This window comes from Burkholderia sp. BCC1644, from assembly GCF_902833225.1.
Classification (GTDB): domain Bacteria; phylum Pseudomonadota; class Gammaproteobacteria; order Burkholderiales; family Burkholderiaceae; genus Burkholderia.
The window spans coordinates 457917-473763 of record NZ_CADFEI010000002.1 but is presented as its reverse complement, the minus strand read 5'-3'; the positions used below and the strand labels follow the sequence as shown (position 1 = coordinate 473763).

Annotated in this window: 13 protein-coding genes; 6 read left to right on the top strand and 7 right to left on the bottom strand. The window is 67.1% G+C overall.

Features of this window, described 5'->3' with window-relative positions:
• Positions 1–90: 90 nt before the first annotated feature.
• Together HWX87_RS05470 and HWX87_RS05465 are read left to right on the top strand one after the other, a co-directional pair.
• The gene (locus HWX87_RS05470) at positions 91–1173 is read left to right on the top strand and encodes a tartrate dehydrogenase (RefSeq protein ID WP_176046139.1); all 1083 of its coding nucleotides are present in this window, start codon (positions 91–93) and stop codon (positions 1171–1173) included.
• Positions 1174–1370: 197 nt separating this feature from the next.
• Positions 1371–2681 (top strand): MFS transporter, encoded by a 1311-nt coding sequence (locus HWX87_RS05465; protein WP_176046138.1) that lies wholly within the window; start codon positions 1371–1373, stop codon positions 2679–2681.
• Positions 2682–2762: 81 nt separating this feature from the next.
• On the opposite strand, the gene HWX87_RS05460 is transcribed toward HWX87_RS05465, so the two are convergent.
• The 5 genes from HWX87_RS05460 to HWX87_RS05440 form a co-directional block, all read right to left on the bottom strand.
• The gene (locus HWX87_RS05460) at positions 2763–3557 is read right to left on the bottom strand and encodes a polysaccharide lyase family 7 protein (RefSeq protein ID WP_176046137.1); all 795 of its coding nucleotides are present in this window, start codon (positions 3555–3557) and stop codon (positions 2763–2765) included.
• 370 nt (positions 3558–3927) lie between these two features.
• Positions 3928–4425: a shikimate kinase gene (locus HWX87_RS05455; protein ID WP_176046136.1), complete on the bottom strand. Its 498-nt coding sequence runs from the start codon at positions 4423–4425 to the stop codon at positions 3928–3930.
• 212 nt (positions 4426–4637) lie between these two features.
• Positions 4638–5972 (bottom strand): argininosuccinate synthase, encoded by a 1335-nt coding sequence (argG, locus tag HWX87_RS05450; RefSeq protein ID WP_176046135.1) that lies wholly within the window; start codon positions 5970–5972, stop codon positions 4638–4640.
• Positions 5973–6301: 329 nt separating this feature from the next.
• A complete protein-coding gene (locus HWX87_RS05445; protein WP_176046134.1) occupies positions 6302–7372 on the bottom strand; it encodes an FUSC family protein in 1071 nt (356 codons plus the stop codon).
• Positions 7373–7511: 139 nt separating this feature from the next.
• Positions 7512–9044: a sensor domain-containing diguanylate cyclase gene (locus HWX87_RS05440; protein WP_176046133.1), complete on the bottom strand. Its 1533-nt coding sequence runs from the start codon at positions 9042–9044 to the stop codon at positions 7512–7514.
• Positions 9045–9631: 587 nt separating this feature from the next.
• On the opposite strand from HWX87_RS05440, the gene HWX87_RS05435 reads away from it, so the two are divergent.
• From HWX87_RS05435 to HWX87_RS05420, 4 genes are all read left to right on the top strand, one after another.
• Positions 9632–11167 (top strand): amino acid permease, encoded by a 1536-nt coding sequence (locus tag HWX87_RS05435; RefSeq protein ID WP_176046132.1) that lies wholly within the window; start codon positions 9632–9634, stop codon positions 11165–11167.
• 264 nt (positions 11168–11431) lie between these two features.
• The gene (locus HWX87_RS05430; RefSeq protein WP_012338561.1) at positions 11432–11677 is read left to right on the top strand and encodes a DUF3717 domain-containing protein; all 246 of its coding nucleotides are present in this window, start codon (positions 11432–11434) and stop codon (positions 11675–11677) included.
• A 166-nt stretch (positions 11678–11843) separates the two neighbouring features.
• A complete protein-coding gene (locus tag HWX87_RS05425) occupies positions 11844–12761 on the top strand; it encodes a LysR family transcriptional regulator (protein ID WP_021157347.1) in 918 nt (305 codons plus the stop codon).
• Positions 12762–12870: 109 nt separating this feature from the next.
• Entirely contained in the window at positions 12871–13668 is a 798-nt protein-coding gene (locus HWX87_RS05420; protein ID WP_176046131.1) for an alpha/beta hydrolase, read from the top strand.
• Positions 13669–13703: 35 nt separating this feature from the next.
• On the opposite strand, the gene HWX87_RS05415 is transcribed toward HWX87_RS05420, so the two are convergent.
• On the bottom strand, positions 13704–14057 hold the full coding sequence (locus tag HWX87_RS05415) for a hypothetical protein (RefSeq protein ID WP_124455866.1): 354 nt from the start codon (positions 14055–14057) through the stop codon (positions 13704–13706).
• Between the two features lie 177 nt (positions 14058–14234).
• On the bottom strand, positions 14235–15827 hold the full coding sequence (locus HWX87_RS05410) for an MlaD family protein (RefSeq protein ID WP_176046130.1): 1593 nt from the start codon (positions 15825–15827) through the stop codon (positions 14235–14237).
• Between the last annotated feature and the right edge of the window lie 20 nt (positions 15828–15847).

Genomic DNA, 15847 nt, shown 5'->3' with positions numbered 1-15847 from the left:
AAGTTAAAGATGCTTTGAGTATAGCCCCGGTTTCTACACTCCTGGTTCGGTAAAGTGCGTTCACGCTCACGATCAATCGAGGATGTCCGCATGAAGACCTACCGTATCGCAACGATTCCCGGCGACGGCATCGGCAAGGAAGTGGTGCCGGCCGGCAAGCAGGTGCTGGAAACGCTGGCCCGCGGCAGCGACCGCTTTGCCTTCGAGTTCGAGGATTTCGACTGGGGCGCCGATTACTACCGCCAGCACGGCGCGATGATGCCGGCCGACGGCCTCGACGCGCTGCGCGGCAAGGACGCGATCCTGTTCGGCTCGGCGGGCGACCCCGACGTGCCCGACCACGTGACGCTGTGGGGGCTGCGCCTGAAGATCTGCCAGGGCTTCGACCAGTACGCGAACGTGCGCCCGACGCGCATCCTGCCGGGCATCGACGCGCCGCTGAAGCGCTGCGGGCCGGACGACCTGAACTGGGTGATCGTCCGCGAGAACTCCGAAGGCGAATACGCGGGCGTCGGCGGCCGCGTGCACCAGGGCCATCCGATCGAAGCCGCGACCGACGTGTCGATCCTCACGCGCGCCGGTGTCGAACGCATCATGCGCTTCGCGTTCCGGCTCGCGCAGTCGCGCCCCCGCAAGCTGCTGACCGTGATCACGAAGAGCAACGCGCAGCGCCACGCGATGGTGATGTGGGACGAGATCGCGAAGCAGATCGCGCAGGAATTCCCCGACGTGACGTGGGACAAGGAACTCGTCGATGCAGCGACCGCGCGCATGGTCAACCGGCCGGCGTCGCTCGACACGATCGTCGCGACCAACCTGCACGCGGACATCCTCAGCGATCTCGCCGCCGCGCTGGCCGGCAGCCTCGGCATCGCGCCGACCGGCAACATCGATCCCGAGCGTCGCTACCCGTCGATGTTCGAGCCGATCCACGGTTCCGCGTTCGACATCATGGGCAAGGGGCTCGCGAATCCGGTCGGCACGTTCTGGTCGGTCGTGATGCTGCTCGAGCATCTCGGCGAAACGGACGCCGCCGCGCGCGTGATGCAAGCGATCGAGGCCGTGACGGCCGACCCGTCGCTGCATACGCGCGATCTCGGCGGCAGTGCGACGACCGCGCAGGTGACGGCGGCCGTGTGCGAGCGCGTCGCGCACGCGGCGGTCGCGGCCTGACGAACGGGCTGGCGGCGCGCCTGCGCAAGCGGCAGGCGGGCGCCGTCCGCGGATTTTCCTGCCCGGGACTCGCGCATCCGACGCGAGCCGGGCGCCGGCCGCTGGCTGCCCGTCGCCGGCTGCCCGTCGCCGGCTTCATCCCGGCGCCGCCGAACATTCACAGACAGAGCACGGCTCGACCTCGAAGGAGGAGACACATGCAAGCGGATCTGGAAACCCGCGTCTCGCGGAAACTGATGTGGCGCATCATTCCGTTCGTGATGCTGCTTTACTTCGTCAGCTTTCTCGATCGCGTCAACGTCGGCTTCGCCGCGATGACGATGAACAAGGCGATCGGCCTGTCGCCGACCGCGTTCGGGTTCGGCGGCGGCCTGTTCTTCATCGGCTACTTTCTGTTCGAAGTGCCGTCCAACCTGATCCTCCATCGTGTCGGCGCGCGCATCTGGATCGCGCGCGTGATGATCACGTGGGGGATCGTGTCGGCCGTGTCCGCATTCGCGGCCGGGCCGACGAGCTTCTACGTGCTGCGCTTCCTGCTCGGCATGGCCGAAGCCGGCTTCTTCCCCGGCATCATCCTGTACCTGAGCCTGTGGTTCCCCGCGAAGCAGCGCGCGGTGGCCGCCGCATGGTTCATGGCGGCCGCGCCGATCTCGACCGCGATCGGTTCGCCGCTGTCGGGCGCGATCATGCAGATGCCGCCGATGTTCGGGCTCGCCGACTGGCAGATGCTGTACATCGTCGAAGCGCTGCCGGCGGTCGTGCTCGGCTTCGTCGTGCTGAAGTGCCTGACCGATTCGCCGTCGAAGGCCGCATGGCTGCGCGCCGACGAGCGCGACTGGCTGATCGCGAAGCTGAAGGCCGAAGCCGACGCACGGCATACGCACGCCGGGCACACGGCCGGCGCGTGGCAGGCGCTGCGCGATCCGCGCGTGCTGGCGCTCGCGCTGATCTACTTCGGCACGTCGGCGGGGCTCTATACGCTCGGGCTGTGGGCGCCGCTGATGGTCAGGCAGTTCGGCTTCACCGCGTTGCAGACGGGCTTGCTGACCGGCATCCCCAGCATCGCCGCCGTCGTCGCGATGATCGTGTGGGCGCGGCATTCGGATCGCACCGGCGAGCGCACCTGGCACGTCGTGATTCCGTGCGTGCTCGCGTGCATCGGCTTCGTGTTCGCGGGGCAGGCGAGCACCGCGCTGCTGACCGTGCTCGCGCTGGTCGTCGTCAACATCGGGATCAGCGCCGCGAAGGCGCCGCTGTGGGCGATGCCGAGCGCGTTCCTGTCGGGTGCCGGCGCGGCGGCGGGCATCGCGATGATCAACTCGATCGGCAATCTCGGCGGGTTCGTCGGGCCGTTCGCGATCGGCTGGCTGAAGCATGCGACGGGCGGGTATGCGGCGGGGCTGTACGTGGTGGCCGGCACGCTCGCGGTGTCGGCGGTCGTCACGCTGATGCTGAGCCGCAAGAGCGCGCGGGAAGCGGTCGTGCCGGGCGTGCGGCATCACTCGTAAGCGTGGCATGCGCGCAGAAAAGCCGGGCGGGTGTGCGTTGCATACCCGTCCGGCTCCGTGCGTCGTGACGCGCGATCCCCTTCAGCTGTGCGTGAGCGTCAGCGCATAGAACTTCACGACGGTGCCGGGCGTCGTGAGCGGCGTGCCGGACACGGCCGTCTGGTCGTAGTCGCCCGCCTTGAAGTAGAAGCTCTCGCCGTCGAAGCTCGAATCCATCGTGAAGGTCTTGGTCGTGCCGTTCGCGGTGACGGTGATCGTCGTGCCGCTCAGGCTCAGCGCATAGCTGAACGTCTTGCCGACGCCAACCGTGGTGATCGGCGTGGTGGTCGACTTGCCGCCCTGGTTGGTGCTTTCGAGCAGCAGCTGCACGACGCCGCCGGACGTGAACTGCAACTCGCACAGCGGCTTGCTCGGGCCGGTGCCCTGGAAGATCTGGCCGATCGTCGTGTGATCGGGCACTTGCGTGACGGCCACCGTCGCATTCAGCCGGTTGGTGCCGGACGTCGGCCAGATCGCGTTCTCGCGCAGCTCCGTGCGCGGATGCAGCGAGCCGGACGTTGTCCACCCCTGCGTCGGGTCCATCATCACCATCGAGCCGTCGCTGCCGTCCGTGTAGAAATACGTCGGGTTCACGTAGCCGCCCGCGAGCGACGAGCCGCTCACGGTGGTGACGTTGCCGGACGAGCCGGTCGGCAACTGCAGCGTGAACGGCGCAAGGTTGAAGTTCGAGCCGGGCGGATTCGACGGGCTGAGCGCCATGACGGTGGCCTGCTGGCGCGCGGCGGCGGCCGGGCTGGCCGGGTCGTCACCGCCGCAGGCGGACAGGAACGCAACGGACAGGACGGCGGCGACGCACGGGATGATCCGGTTCTTCATGATGTCTCTCTCTCTCTCTCTCTCTGATTGTCCGTGGCTGGGCGCCACGTTGTGGATAACGTTTTCCTTTTTTGGCGTGAGATCGCCGCGAAGGCGATCGGCAGCCTGTAGAAAGCACTCCAAAATACAGAAAGCAGGTAAGGCTCGAACGCGACTGGAGAAACTAGACGTTTAAAGCGGAAGACACTGAAATGCTCGATGCTTGCGATCGGCTTTCCGGATGGTTTGGTCAGCCGGTCGGGGACGATGCTAGCAAGAAGCCTCAAAAGAGTAAACGTTTTCCTTCATGGGGTGATGAAGCCGTTTTCCGCCGAGCCGCGGCGCGCGTAATGCGCGTTTCGATACCGAGGCGCGCGTACAGGCGCGGACGTTACGACGCGGCAGCAGCGACGTGCTGCGCGATGCGCGCCGCACAGGCATCGGGCGTCGCGCCCGACGTATCGAGCACCATCTGGCTGAACGGCCGTGACGCATAGCCTTCGCGATACATCTCGGCGATCCGGTTGCGCTCCCAGTCCGTCAATGCGCGCGAGCCGCGATTCGACGCGGCAATCGCCTCAGGCGGCGCAAGCGTGACGACGAACAACCGCGCCTCACGCGCGTTGCACGCGGCGCGCAGCCGTTCGTGTTCCGCTTCGCCGATCGGATAGGCGATCACCAGATGGCGTTCGCGCGCGGTCGTGATCTGCGTGACGAGACGTTCGAGCGCGATGGCCCACTTCACGTCGAACGGCGCATCGTCAGGCGCATCGTGATCGTCGCCGTCGATGAAGCGTGCGTCGGGCAGCACGCGTGCGAGCGCGAGGCCGATCGTCGTCTTGCCGCTGTTGATCGGGCCATTCAGGTGGATGACGGTAAGGGTGGTCATGAGCAGAGGCGGAGAGTCGAACGACTCGCAGCTTGCCATGACGGGCGCGGCGATGCAGTGCCGTCGGTGCGTCACGCGGCGTGATGCGTATGCGGAGGGGGAAAGCGGGAGAGGGAAGAGGTGGCAGGCTGCGTGCGCGATGATGCGCCACTCATGCAGCCTGCCCGACCGTGCCGCATGCAGCGATGCGGCACGGTATCGAGCAAAACGACTTATTTGTCGTCGCCCTTGATCTGCGGCAGCGCCGTGTTTTCGCCCGGCGTCAGCAGCCCGACTTGCGAGTACACGCGCAGCTTGTCGCGCGTATCGGTGATGTCGAGGTTGCGCATCGTCAGCTGGCCGATCCGGTCGCGCGGCGAGAACGTCGATGCCACCTTCTCCATCGACAGGCGTTCCGGCTGGTACGTGAGGTTCGGCGACTTCGTGCTCAGGATCGAGTAGTCGTTGCCGCGGCGCAGTTCGATCTTCACTTCGCCGGTAATCGCGCGCGCGACCCAGCGCTGGGCCGTTTCACGCAGCATGATCGCCTGCGGGTCGAACCAGCGGCCCTGGTACAGCAGGCGGCCGAGGCGGCGGCCGTTCTCGCGGTACTGCTCGATCGTGTCTTCGTTGTGGATGCCGGTGACGAGACGCTCGTAGGCGATGTACAGCAGCGCGAGGCCCGGGGCTTCGTAGATGCCGCGGCTCTTCGCCTCGATGATCCGGTTTTCGATCTGGTCGCTCATGCCGAGGCCGTGGCGGCCGCCGATGCGGTTCGCTTCCAGCAGCAGCTCGACCGGATCGGTGAACTCGACGCCGTTCAGCGCGACCGGCTGGCCGGCTTCGAAGCGCACCGTCACTTCTTCCGCGGCGATCTTCACGTCGTCGCGCCAGAACGCGACACCCATGATCGGGTTCACGATCTTGATGCCGCTTTCGAGGCTTTCGAGATCCTTCGCTTCGTGCGTCGCGCCGAGCAGGTTCGAGTCGGTCGAATAGGCCTTCTCGGCCGACATCTTGTACGCGAAGCCCGCCTGGTTCATGAATTCGGACATTTCGGCGCGGCCGCCGAGCTCGTCGATGAACGTCTGGTCGAGCCACGGCTTGTAGATCTTCAGATCCGGGTTCACGAGCAGGCCGTAGCGGTAGAAGCGCTCGATGTCGTTGCCCTTGTACGTGCTGCCGTCACCCCAGATGTTGACGCCGTCTTCCTTCATCGCGGCGACGAGCATCGTGCCCGTCACGGCGCGGCCGATCGGCGTCGTGTTGAAGTACGTGACGCCGGCCGTCGTGATGTGGAACGCGCCGCTTTGCAGCGCCGCGATGCCTTCGGCGACGAGCTGCGCACGGCAGTCGATCAGGCGGGCGCCGGCTGCGCCGTATTCGATCGCGCGTTTCGGGATCGCGTCGTAATCGTCTTCGTCGGGCTGGCCGAGGTTCGCCGTGTATGCGTACGGGACGGCGCCCTTGAGTTTCATCCAGTGCAGCGCTGCGCTGGTGTCCAGGCCGCCGGAGAAGGCGATACCGACCTTCTGGCCGGTCGGGAGGCTTTCGAGAATCGTGCTCATAGGAATAACCGTGGATTGAAGCCGGTGGGATCGTATTTCGCGGAATATGCGAGTATCGGCTGTCCGGGAAGTTGGGGCAAGGGCTGATTTTCGCGCGAAATCGTCGTCCGGCCCGTCGGGCGGGCCTGGCGGGCGGTTAACCAGGCGGAGAACGTGATGCCCGAAGGCACGAAATCGCGGCTGAAACGGGCCCGCGCGAGCACGGTCGCGGGCCGGGTTGACGGGGCCGGACCGGCCGGCGGGCGCGGCTGCGGCCGTCAGGATGCCGGCTGGTCGAGTCGAAAGAAATATGAAAGGCGACCGCTCGAAACCCGGAATCCGTCAGTCCCTCAGATATTCCACGACTGCGCGGTATCCAGCAGCTTCTCGCGCAGCTGATCGACTTCGCCGGCCAGCTTGGCCGTGATCGACACATAGCCGGACAGCTGCTGCGGCGGCGCGTCGTGCGGCGGGGCGGCCGGGCGGCGGCGCGCCGCGAGCCGGCTCGGCGTGCCGAACTTGAGCGCACGGCTTGCACCGACCAGCGTGTCGCGGATACGCCGGTTCACGGCCTTCATCTCGACGCGCATGTATTCGCGGGCCGTCACGTCGTCGCGGGCCGGCACCGCGCTCGACAGGATCTCCAGATAGCCGATGCACAGGCGCAGGCTGCGCTGGATCGCCTCGAGCTGCGCCATCGACGTCTCGCATTCCTTCGACACCGACGGCATCAGCGAACGCAACTGCACGAGCAGCGCGCTCAGCGCGGCCATTTCCTTCAGGTGCGCGTCGTCGCTGACCTGGCGGTCGCCCGCGAGCCGTGCGTGCACGGCCGCGCACGCACGCAACGCATCGGCGAGCTTGTAGCGCCACGAGTAGGTCGCATAGAGCGGCAGCGCGAACGAGAACGCCAGTGCGATCGCGATGCCGGTCAGCACGTTCACCGCGCGCCACAGGCCGTCGACGATCTCGTTGTCGCCGTGCCCGGCGACGATCACCATCGTGATCGCCGACAGCAGCGCGATGTAGCCGGCCTTGCCGATCGCGTGATACGCGCAGAAGCCGCATGCGACGGCCATCAGCAGGTAGATCGCGACGGGCGCATGCGAGACGGAATACAGCACGATCAGCCCGAGCCCCGCGAGCGCGCCGATCGACGTGCCGAGCGCGCGCTCGGCCGCCTTCTTGCGGATGTTGCCGTGATGCTGCAGCCCGCCGACGACGATCAGCACGGTGATCGTCGACCACTCGCCGTGCGGCACGTGCAGGCCGGTGGACAGCGCGATCGACACGAGAATCGCGAGCGCGACGCGCGCCGCATGGATCAGCTTCGCGTGCCGGTAGCGGCGGTACGGGTCGAGCAGCGGGCGGAGCGCATTGCGCAGCAGGGGCGGCAGCCGGGTAGGGAGCGGGGTGGTCATGACGGAGCGGGGGGGGCCGGAACGCGCACGGCGGCGTGCGCGGGCCGGCGCACGCCGCTTGCGCAGCAGACGTCACGCTAACCGAACGCGCGCGGGCTGTCCACGGCGCAGGTGCCGCGCCCGGTCGCGACGCGGGACGTCACGCGTCGGCCGTGGTCGGCGGCGCTTCCAGCACGCGGTTGCGGCCGCCTGACTTCGCGCGGTACAGCGCTTCGTCGGCGCGCCTCAGCAGCGTCGCGGCGTTCATCCGGCCGTCGGCGGTGGTCGCCGTGCCGATGCTGGCCGTGACGTGTCCGTACGGGCTCTTCACGTGCTCGATGCCGAGCCCCGCGATCGCGCGCCGGATGCCTTCGGCGACCGTGGCCGCACCTTGCGCGTCGGTATCGGGCAGCGTGACGACGAATTCCTCGCCGCCGTAGCGCGCGACATGGTCGCTGTTGCGGCGCAGGCAGCCCGACGCGGATTGCGCGACGCGGCGCAGCACGTCGTCGCCGGCCGGGTGGCCGTAGTAGTCGTTGAATGCCTTGAAGTGATCGACGTCGACGAACAGCACGGACAGCGGCCGGCCGCTGCGTGCCGCGCGCTGCGCCTCTTTCGCGAGCACCGTGTCGAACGTGCCGCGGTTGTCGAGGCCCGTCAGCGAATCGGTGTGGGCGAGCCGGTACAGCTTCGACTCGGCGATCTGCCGCCGCTTCAGTTCGCGCGACAGCGCGAGCGATCCCCACGCGATGAACCCGGTGAACAGGCACATCAGCACGACGGTCCAGACCGCGCGGTGGTGCCATGACGCGTAGATGTCGATCTCGGCCGGCGCGACGTCGACCACCAGCGGCAGGCCGGCGAGATGCTTGTAGACATAGATGCGCCGCACGCCGTCGATCGCGCCGGTACCGGTCAGCTCGCCGCTGCGGCTGCGCTGCGACTCGATGAACAGCGGCGAGTCGTGCAGGTCGAGGCCGACCACGCGCGTGTCGTACGGCAGGCGCGACACGAGCGTGCCGTTGTCCTCGACGATCGCCGCGCTGCCGTGCCGGCCGACCGCGAGGCCGTCGAGCAGCGCGCGGAAGTAGTCGATGCTGAGCGTGCCGACGACGATGCCGCCGAAACTGCCGTCGGACAGGGTGATCCGGCGGCTGATCGCGATCGTCAGTGCGCCGCCGCGCAGCCGGGAAGCGTAGGGCCGGCTGATGTAGAGGCCTTGCGCGAGCCCGTCGCGATGCACGGCGAAATAATCGCGGTCGGCGAAATTGCCTTGCCGGGGAGGCGACGCACTCGAATCGATCACGATATTGCCGTGCAGGTCCATCACGAAAATCGAGCCGAGATACTCGCCGGTCGCTGCGCGGTCGAACAGCAGCCGGTGGCGCTGGCGCGGCGGCAATGTCATCAGTTCGGGATCGGTGACGCCGTCGACGACGTTTTGCAGCGACAAATCATAGAGTTCGATATTGCGCGCGATATCGCGTTCGATCAGCAGCATCAGGTTGCGCGCATTTTCGACCGCATGGCCATACGCGTCGCGCCGTGCCTCGATTAATAGCGACGTGGAAAGTCCCCAACTGAACATCAGCAGCAGGATGCCCGCAACGAGCACGCCGCGGGGCGACAGAATGCGTGCCACGATCGACGCGGTATGGCGGCGCAGCGTGGCGGGCAGCGGGAGTGACTTCATCCTCGGGAGTGGCGGGGCGGCGGATATTCGCGTGGCTGGCGATTCCGCGCGCTGATTATTTCGAATTAATCGGCATTATCTCGCGAATTCCTGATTTTCGCGTGCGCATGCAAAACATGCATGCGGAAACGGCGATTCGAAACTGTTACGCATCATTACCGCATCGCGCGCGGGCGATTTGATTTGAATCAATTATCAGTCCCGGTCGTTTTGTCTGATTAATGATGTGAAGACCGGTCGATTTTGCATATCCACGCGGTATTTGGCGGATCGAGACAGGATTGCCTGCATTCAGGCTCGAATGGAAAACCGAATAACCCCGAATAACGCATGGTTTTTGTGCCGGCACGCGGTGATGGCCGCGTCGACGCAGCCAACTCCTTGATTCTGCGAAATCTCCCCGCGATGGCGGGCGCGCCGACCCGAGCGGTCCCCGTGGCGAATCAGGTAGAATCCGCGCTTCGCCGCAGGCGCCCGCCGCGCAACGCGTATCGGGGCCGCATCGAATGCATCGCAGGACGCGCACCGCGCTCCGATTCCGCATGCGCCGGCTACGGATGCCGGCCCGCTCAACGTTCGTCTCGTTTATGTCCGCAATTCCGAATTCCGACCAACCCGGTTCGTCCGCGAACCCACCCAAGCTTCATCGCGCGCTGAAGGCGCGCCACCTGACGATGATCGCCATCGGCGGCTCGATCGGCACGGGCCTGTTCGTCGCGTCCGGCGCGTCGATCTCGCAGGCCGGCCCCGGCGGCGCGATGGTCGCGTACATGCTGATCGGCCTGATGGTGTACTTCCTGATGACGAGCCTCGGCGAAATGGCCGCGTTCATGCCGGTGTCGGGTTCGTTCGCGACCTACGGCGCGAAATACGTGGACGAAGGCTTCGGCTTCGCGCTCGGCTGGAACTACTGGTACAACTGGGCCGTGACGATCGCGGTGGAACTCGTCGCCGCGCAGCTCGTGATGCACTACTGGTTTCCGGACGTGCCGGGCGTGTGGTGGAGCGCGGCCTTCCTCGGCGTGATGTTCCTGCTCAACGCGCTCACCGTGCGCGGTTTCGGCGAAGCCGAATACTGGTTCGCGCTGATCAAGGTCGTCACCGTGGTCGCGTTCATCGGCGTCGGCCTGCTGATGATCTTCGGCATCCTGAAGGGCGCGCCGAGCAACGGCTGGGGCAACCTGACGATCGGCGACGCGCCGTTCGCGGGCGGCCTGCCGGCGCTGATGGGCGTCGCGATGATCGCGGGCTTCTCGTTCCAGGGCACCGAGCTGATCGGCGTCGCGGCCGGCGAATCGGAAAACCCGCGCACGACGATTCCGCGCGCGGTGCGCCAGGTGTTCTGGCGGATCCTGCTGTTCTACGTGTTCGCGATCTTCGTGATCGGCGTGCTGATTCCGTACACCGACCCGAACCTGCTGAAGACGGACGTGACCGACATCGGCGTGAGCCCGTTCACGCTCGTGTTCCGCCACGCGGGCCTCGCGTTCGCGGCCGGCGTGATGAACGCGGTGATCCTGACGGCCGTGCTGTCGGCCGGCAACTCGGGCATGTACGCGTCGACGCGGATGCTCTACACCCTCGCGACCGAAGGCCGCGCGCCGAAGGTGTTCGCGAAGCTGTCGGCGGGCGGCGTGCCGCGCAACGCGCTGTACGCGACCACCGCCGTCGGCGCGCTGTGCTTCTTCACGTCGCTGTACGGCGACAAGACCGTGTACCTGTGGCTGCTGAATACGTCGGGGATGACCGGCTTCATCGCGTGGCTCGGCATCGCGGTCAGCCACTACCGCTTCCGCAAGGGCTACGTGAAGCAGGGTTATGCGCTCGACCAGCTGCCGTACCAGTCGAAGTGGTTCCCGTTCGGCCCGCTGTTCGCGTTCGTGCTGTGTCTCGTGATCGCGCTCGGCCAGGATTACCAGGCGTTCCTCGCGAACCGGGTCGACTGGGCCGGCGTCACCGCGACCTATGTCGGCATTCCGCTGTTCCTCGTCGTGTGGCTCGGCTACCGGTTCCTGAAGAAGAGCCGCTTCGTGCGCTACGAAGACATGGAGATCGCGCCGTGGATCGCCGCGAGCCGCGGCGCGCAGGGGCAGCCGGTGGCGAACCGCGAAACCGCGGGCTGACGCGGGCGCGGCAGGCGGCCGCGCGACGCACGATGAAACGGGAAGCCACGTGCTTCCCGTTTTTTTTGCCCGGCTTTTGCCTGCACGGGGTCAAAGCCGGTTATATTGCCCGACCCTACCGGGCCACGGCCCGGCCGGCGCGACAGGCGCAGCGCGGATCGGCATCCGGCGTGCGCGGCGCGCGGCGGCCGGCGGCATACCCGGCGTTTTCATCGTTCCATCCGGGCCGGCACGGCCCGCGGAGCGCGCAACCCAGAGGAATCCATGAGCGCATCACCCGCCGAGCGGAAGGCCGGACCCGTTTCCATCGTGCGAATCGAAGCCGCGATCAACGCGTGGCGCGAAGTGTACCCGCCCGCGCCGGACGGCGAGGACGGCTACGCGCTGGACGCCGGCAGCAACTGCCTCGCCGAGCTGTACGGCACGATGATCTGCTACCAGCTGCCGGACGTGCCGCTCGACTCGCTGAGCCACGAGCAGCGCGATGCGCTCTACGCGACCGAGGTGTGACGCGCGGTCGTGACGTCATCGCCACACGGCGTCGATGAAGCAACGGGAAGCTCGCGGGCTTCCCGTTTTGCTTTGGGCGGCGCGTGGCGGCGGGCGCCGCCTGCGGTATCGTGACGACATCATCCGGCGGTGGGTTGCGCCGGAACGCTGTCCGGGAGACATCAAAATGGAGTTGAGACACCTCCGCTACTTCGTCGCGGTGGCCGAAGAGCGGAATTTCACGCGTGCGGCGGAACGGCTGCATATCGCGCAGCCGCCGCTGAGCCGGCAGATCCAGCAGCTCGAGGAAGCGCTCGGCGTGCCGCTGTTCGAGCGCAACGCGCGGCCGCTGAAACTGACCGACGCGGGGCGCTTCTTCTATTCGCACGCGGTGCAGCTGCTCGCGCAGACGACCGAACTCGAATCGATGACGAAGCGGGTCGGCAAGATCGAGCGCAGCATGTCGGTCGGTTTCGTCGGCTCGACGCTGTACGGGATGCTGCCGAAGATCATCCGGCGCTTTCGCAGCGAGTATCCGGCCGTCGAGCTGAGCCTGCACGAGATGTCGACGATGGACCAGATCAAGGCGCTGAAGGAAGGGCGCATCGACGTCGGGTTCGGGCGCATCCGCCACGAGGATCCGAGCGTACGGCGCGTCGTGCTGCGCGAGGAGCGGATGATCGTCGCGCTGCCGGTCGGCCATGTGCTCGACAGCGCGAAGCCCGTGCTGTCGCTGCACGATCTCGTGAACGACACGCTGATCATCTTCCCGAAGGCGCCGCGCCCGAGCTATGCGGACCAGGTGCTCGCGGCCTTCCACGATCGCGCGTTGCAGCCGCGCAAGATCTACGAGACGCGCGAGCTGCAGATCGCGCTCGGCCTCGTCGCGATGGGCGAGGGCGTATCGGTCGTGCCGCACAGCGTGTACGGGCTGAAGCGCGACGACATCAGCTACAAGCCGCTCGACGATCCGAACCTCGTGTCGCCGATCATCATGAGCATGCGGATGCTCGACGAATCGGAGGACATCCGCGCGATGCAGGCGCTGATCTACCGGCTCTACGACGAAGCGCAGATGGAGTACCTGCCGCCGCAGCCCGAATGAACACGCGGGCCGTAGGGGCTTGCTTGACGCTGTGCGCGCCGGCAGGCCACCATGTCCGGATTCGATGCGGCCGCCGGCGTGCGGCCGCTTTCACGCAGACGACAGACACATGACCGATATCGTGACCGAGGAGACTACCGTCGAGACGCCGCAAGGGCGTCTCTTTGCGAAACGCTGGCGTGCGAGCCCGGCGCAGGATGCGGCAGCGCCCATCGTGCTGCTGCACGATTCGCTCGGTTGCGTCGACCTGTGGCGGGATTTTCCCGAGCAACTCGCGCGTGCCACGCGGCGTGACGTGATCGCCTACGATCGCCTCGGCTTCGGCCGCTCGGAGCGTCATCCGGGAACGCTCGGCACGACGTTCGTGCGCGACGAGGCCGATCATGCGTTCGCCGCTGTGCTCGAGCAACTGCGTGTCGATGCGTTCGTCGCATTCGGGCACAGCGTCGGCGGCGGGATGGCGGTGGGTTGCGCCGCCGCGCATCCCGGTCGCTGCCGCGCGCTCGTGACGGTCGCCGCGCAGGCGTTCGCCGAGGATCGCACGCTCGACGGCATTCGCGCGGCGGGGCAGCAGTTCGACGAACCGGGTCAGCTCGACCGGCTCGCGCGCTATCACGGCGACAAGGCCGAATGGGTGCTGCGCGCGTGGGTCGACACGTGGCTGTCGCCGGCATTCAGCGACTGGAATCTCGACGCGGACTTGCCGCGCGTGCAATGCGCGACGCTCGCGATTCACGGCGAAGACGACGAATACGGGTCCGACGTGCACCCGAAGCGGATCGCCGCGCGCGTCGCGGGGCCGTCGTCGTTCCTGCTGCTGGCACGATGCGGGCACATGCCGCATCGCGAGCGGACGGACGACGTGCTGGCCGCCATCGCGACGTTCCTGCGCGACGCGGGCGCCTGAGCGCCCGGCAACCGGCGGGCTGGGCCCGCCGGCCGTCAGAACGACAGCTGGATCGCGAGATCGATCGCGAGCAGCGCGATCGAGCAGCCGATGCCGAGGATCACGTTCGGCAGCCGGTGCTCGAAGTCGCGATTGTCGCGGCGCATCGCGGCGCCGAGCAGGAAGATCGCCTCGACGACGATCTGCAGCCCGACGAACAGCAGCATCAGCAGGTACTCGTAACCCATCTGCTTGAACGCGGCGAATTGCATCCCGTGATCGCGGATCCACTGGCCGACGCGCAGCAGTTCGTACACGAACAGCAAGGCGGGGAACAGGTAACTGATGAAGTAGGTCGGCGCGGTAGCGTGCCGTAGTTCGAGGTGGAAGTGCTGATGCGTGGTAGCCATCACAACCCTCCTTGCAACGCGTGATTGCAGTCGCGACGGCGGCGCGATCACGTGCGAACGAAGGGATTACCCGATGCACAGTGCGCAGCCGTACGACATCAGCATACTGCCGCGCGGGAAATTTGGCTTGCGGTGCGTGCGTTCGTCGTAAAAATGTGTGTGCGGCGCGCGACGCATTTACCGCGCCGTACCGGCCGGATGCGGTGCGTTGTCCCGCCGCGTGGCGCCTGAACCGGTCGGCAGCAACCATTCCGGATGCTGCTCCAGGTCGTCCGCCAGCGCGCGCAGCGTGCTCGATGTGCGCGCGAACTGCGCCAGCGTGCGGCGGACATTCGATGTGTTCGCACCCTCTTGCCGAAGCATGGCCTGCGCAGTCGTGAATGCCTGGCGTGCGGCACCCAGCGCATCGTGCGTTTGCGGCGCGAGTTCGGTATCGAGCTGTGCGAACAGCGCATCGGTCTTCACGAGCGCGGCGTTCAGGTGTGCGCCCATTCTGTCGAGCGGCAATCGGGAAACGGTACCGACGATGTCGGCAATCTGGTCGCGCAGTACGTCGAGCGTGCCGGGCACGGTCGGGAGTGCAATCGGCTCGCGATCCGTATCGACCGACGCGGGCGGCGCGTGCGGGAACATGTCGAGCGCGACATACGAGCGGTTCGCAATCGGATTGCCGATGCGCAACTGGCCGCGCAAGCCGCGTGCGACCAGCGTGTGCAGCAGCGCCCTGCCTGCATCGGTGTCGCCGTTGCCGAGCACGGCGCGGTAGCGTTGCCCGAGACGATCGGGGTAGAGCGCCATCGTCACGCGCATCGTGACGTCGCCGCGTGTTGCGTCGTATTCGGTGCCGACTGCCGTCACGTTGCCGAGTTCGATCCCGCGAAAATCCACCGGCGCACCGACCGCGAGGCCGCGCAGCGAGCGATCGAAACGCATCACCACCGGCGCGGCCGGCGCGTTCGGCGTGCGCATCGCGTCGATCTCGTTGTCGGCCACGCGAAAGCGCGTGCCGTCCGGCGCAGCCGTGATCGATGCGTGTCCGGGCGGCGATGCGAACGCGAGCGCGCCGGCGAGCAGCGCGGCAATCGACGGCGTGTCGAGTTGCATGCCGCCCGCGTCGAGTCGCAGGCCGAGGCCGCCGGCCTGCCACCAGCGCGCATCGACGTCGACGTAGCGAGCGAACGGCGCGGCGATGAATACGTCGATCGACACGCCGTGCCCATCCGCATCGAGCGCAAAGCCGATGACCTGGCCGACGCGTGCGCGCCGGTGGTAGACCGGCGAGCCGATCGCGACCGAGCCGAGCGATGTCGCGCGCAACGTGTAGTGACGGCCGCCGTCCTCGGTCATGGGCGGCGCATCGAGCCCGGTGAAATGCGCGCGCGGTTCGTGCGAGCTACCGAGTGCGGCTGCGATGTACGAACCGGACAGCAGCGAGTCGAGACCCGAGAGGCCGCCGGGCCCGATGCGCGGCCGCACGATCCAGAAACGCGTGTCCGCCACCGCCAGTGCGCGTGCGTTGGTGTCCAGCCGCACGTCGATCAGCACGCCCGGGCGCCCGTGCAATGCCTGAACACGCGTGACGCGGCCGATTTCGACGTTGCGCAGCCGCAGTGTCGATCGGCCGGCTTGCAGTCCGTCGGCGGTCGCGAATGCGATCGTGACCATCGGCCCGCGGCTGCCGGGCAACGATACGCCCCATGCGAGACAGCATGCAGCGGCCGCGAGCGGAACGATCCAGAAGATTGCCGCCCGCGCCCACCCGGCACGCATCCGCGCAACGCGTGCCAACG

What these genes read in the sequence shown, in the direction of transcription:
- HWX87_RS05410 (WP_176046130.1), bottom strand. Translation starts at nt 15,827, where the DNA reads ATGCGTGCCGGGTGGGCGCGGGCGGCAATCTTCTGGATCGTTCCGCTC.
- HWX87_RS05435 (WP_176046132.1), top strand. Translation starts at nt 9,632, where the DNA reads ATGTCCGCAATTCCGAATTCCGACCAACCCGGTTCGTCCGCGAACCCA.
- HWX87_RS05425 (WP_021157347.1), top strand. Translation starts at nt 11,844, where the DNA reads ATGGAGTTGAGACACCTCCGCTACTTCGTCGCGGTGGCCGAAGAGCGG.
- HWX87_RS05420 (WP_176046131.1), top strand. Translation starts at nt 12,871, where the DNA reads ATGACCGATATCGTGACCGAGGAGACTACCGTCGAGACGCCGCAAGGG.
- HWX87_RS05445 (WP_176046134.1), bottom strand. Translation starts at nt 7,372, where the DNA reads ATGACCACCCCGCTCCCTACCCGGCTGCCGCCCCTGCTGCGCAATGCG.
- HWX87_RS05470 (WP_176046139.1), top strand. Translation starts at nt 91, where the DNA reads ATGAAGACCTACCGTATCGCAACGATTCCCGGCGACGGCATCGGCAAG.
- HWX87_RS05430 (WP_012338561.1), top strand. Translation starts at nt 11,432, where the DNA reads ATGAGCGCATCACCCGCCGAGCGGAAGGCCGGACCCGTTTCCATCGTG.
- HWX87_RS05465 (WP_176046138.1), top strand. Translation starts at nt 1,371, where the DNA reads ATGCAAGCGGATCTGGAAACCCGCGTCTCGCGGAAACTGATGTGGCGC.
- argG (WP_176046135.1), bottom strand. Translation starts at nt 5,972, where the DNA reads ATGAGCACGATTCTCGAAAGCCTCCCGACCGGCCAGAAGGTCGGTATC.
- HWX87_RS05415 (WP_124455866.1), bottom strand. Translation starts at nt 14,057, where the DNA reads ATGGCTACCACGCATCAGCACTTCCACCTCGAACTACGGCACGCTACC.
- HWX87_RS05440 (WP_176046133.1), bottom strand. Translation starts at nt 9,044, where the DNA reads ATGAAGTCACTCCCGCTGCCCGCCACGCTGCGCCGCCATACCGCGTCG.
- HWX87_RS05455 (WP_176046136.1), bottom strand. Translation starts at nt 4,425, where the DNA reads ATGACCACCCTTACCGTCATCCACCTGAATGGCCCGATCAACAGCGGC.
- HWX87_RS05460 (WP_176046137.1), bottom strand. Translation starts at nt 3,557, where the DNA reads ATGAAGAACCGGATCATCCCGTGCGTCGCCGCCGTCCTGTCCGTTGCG.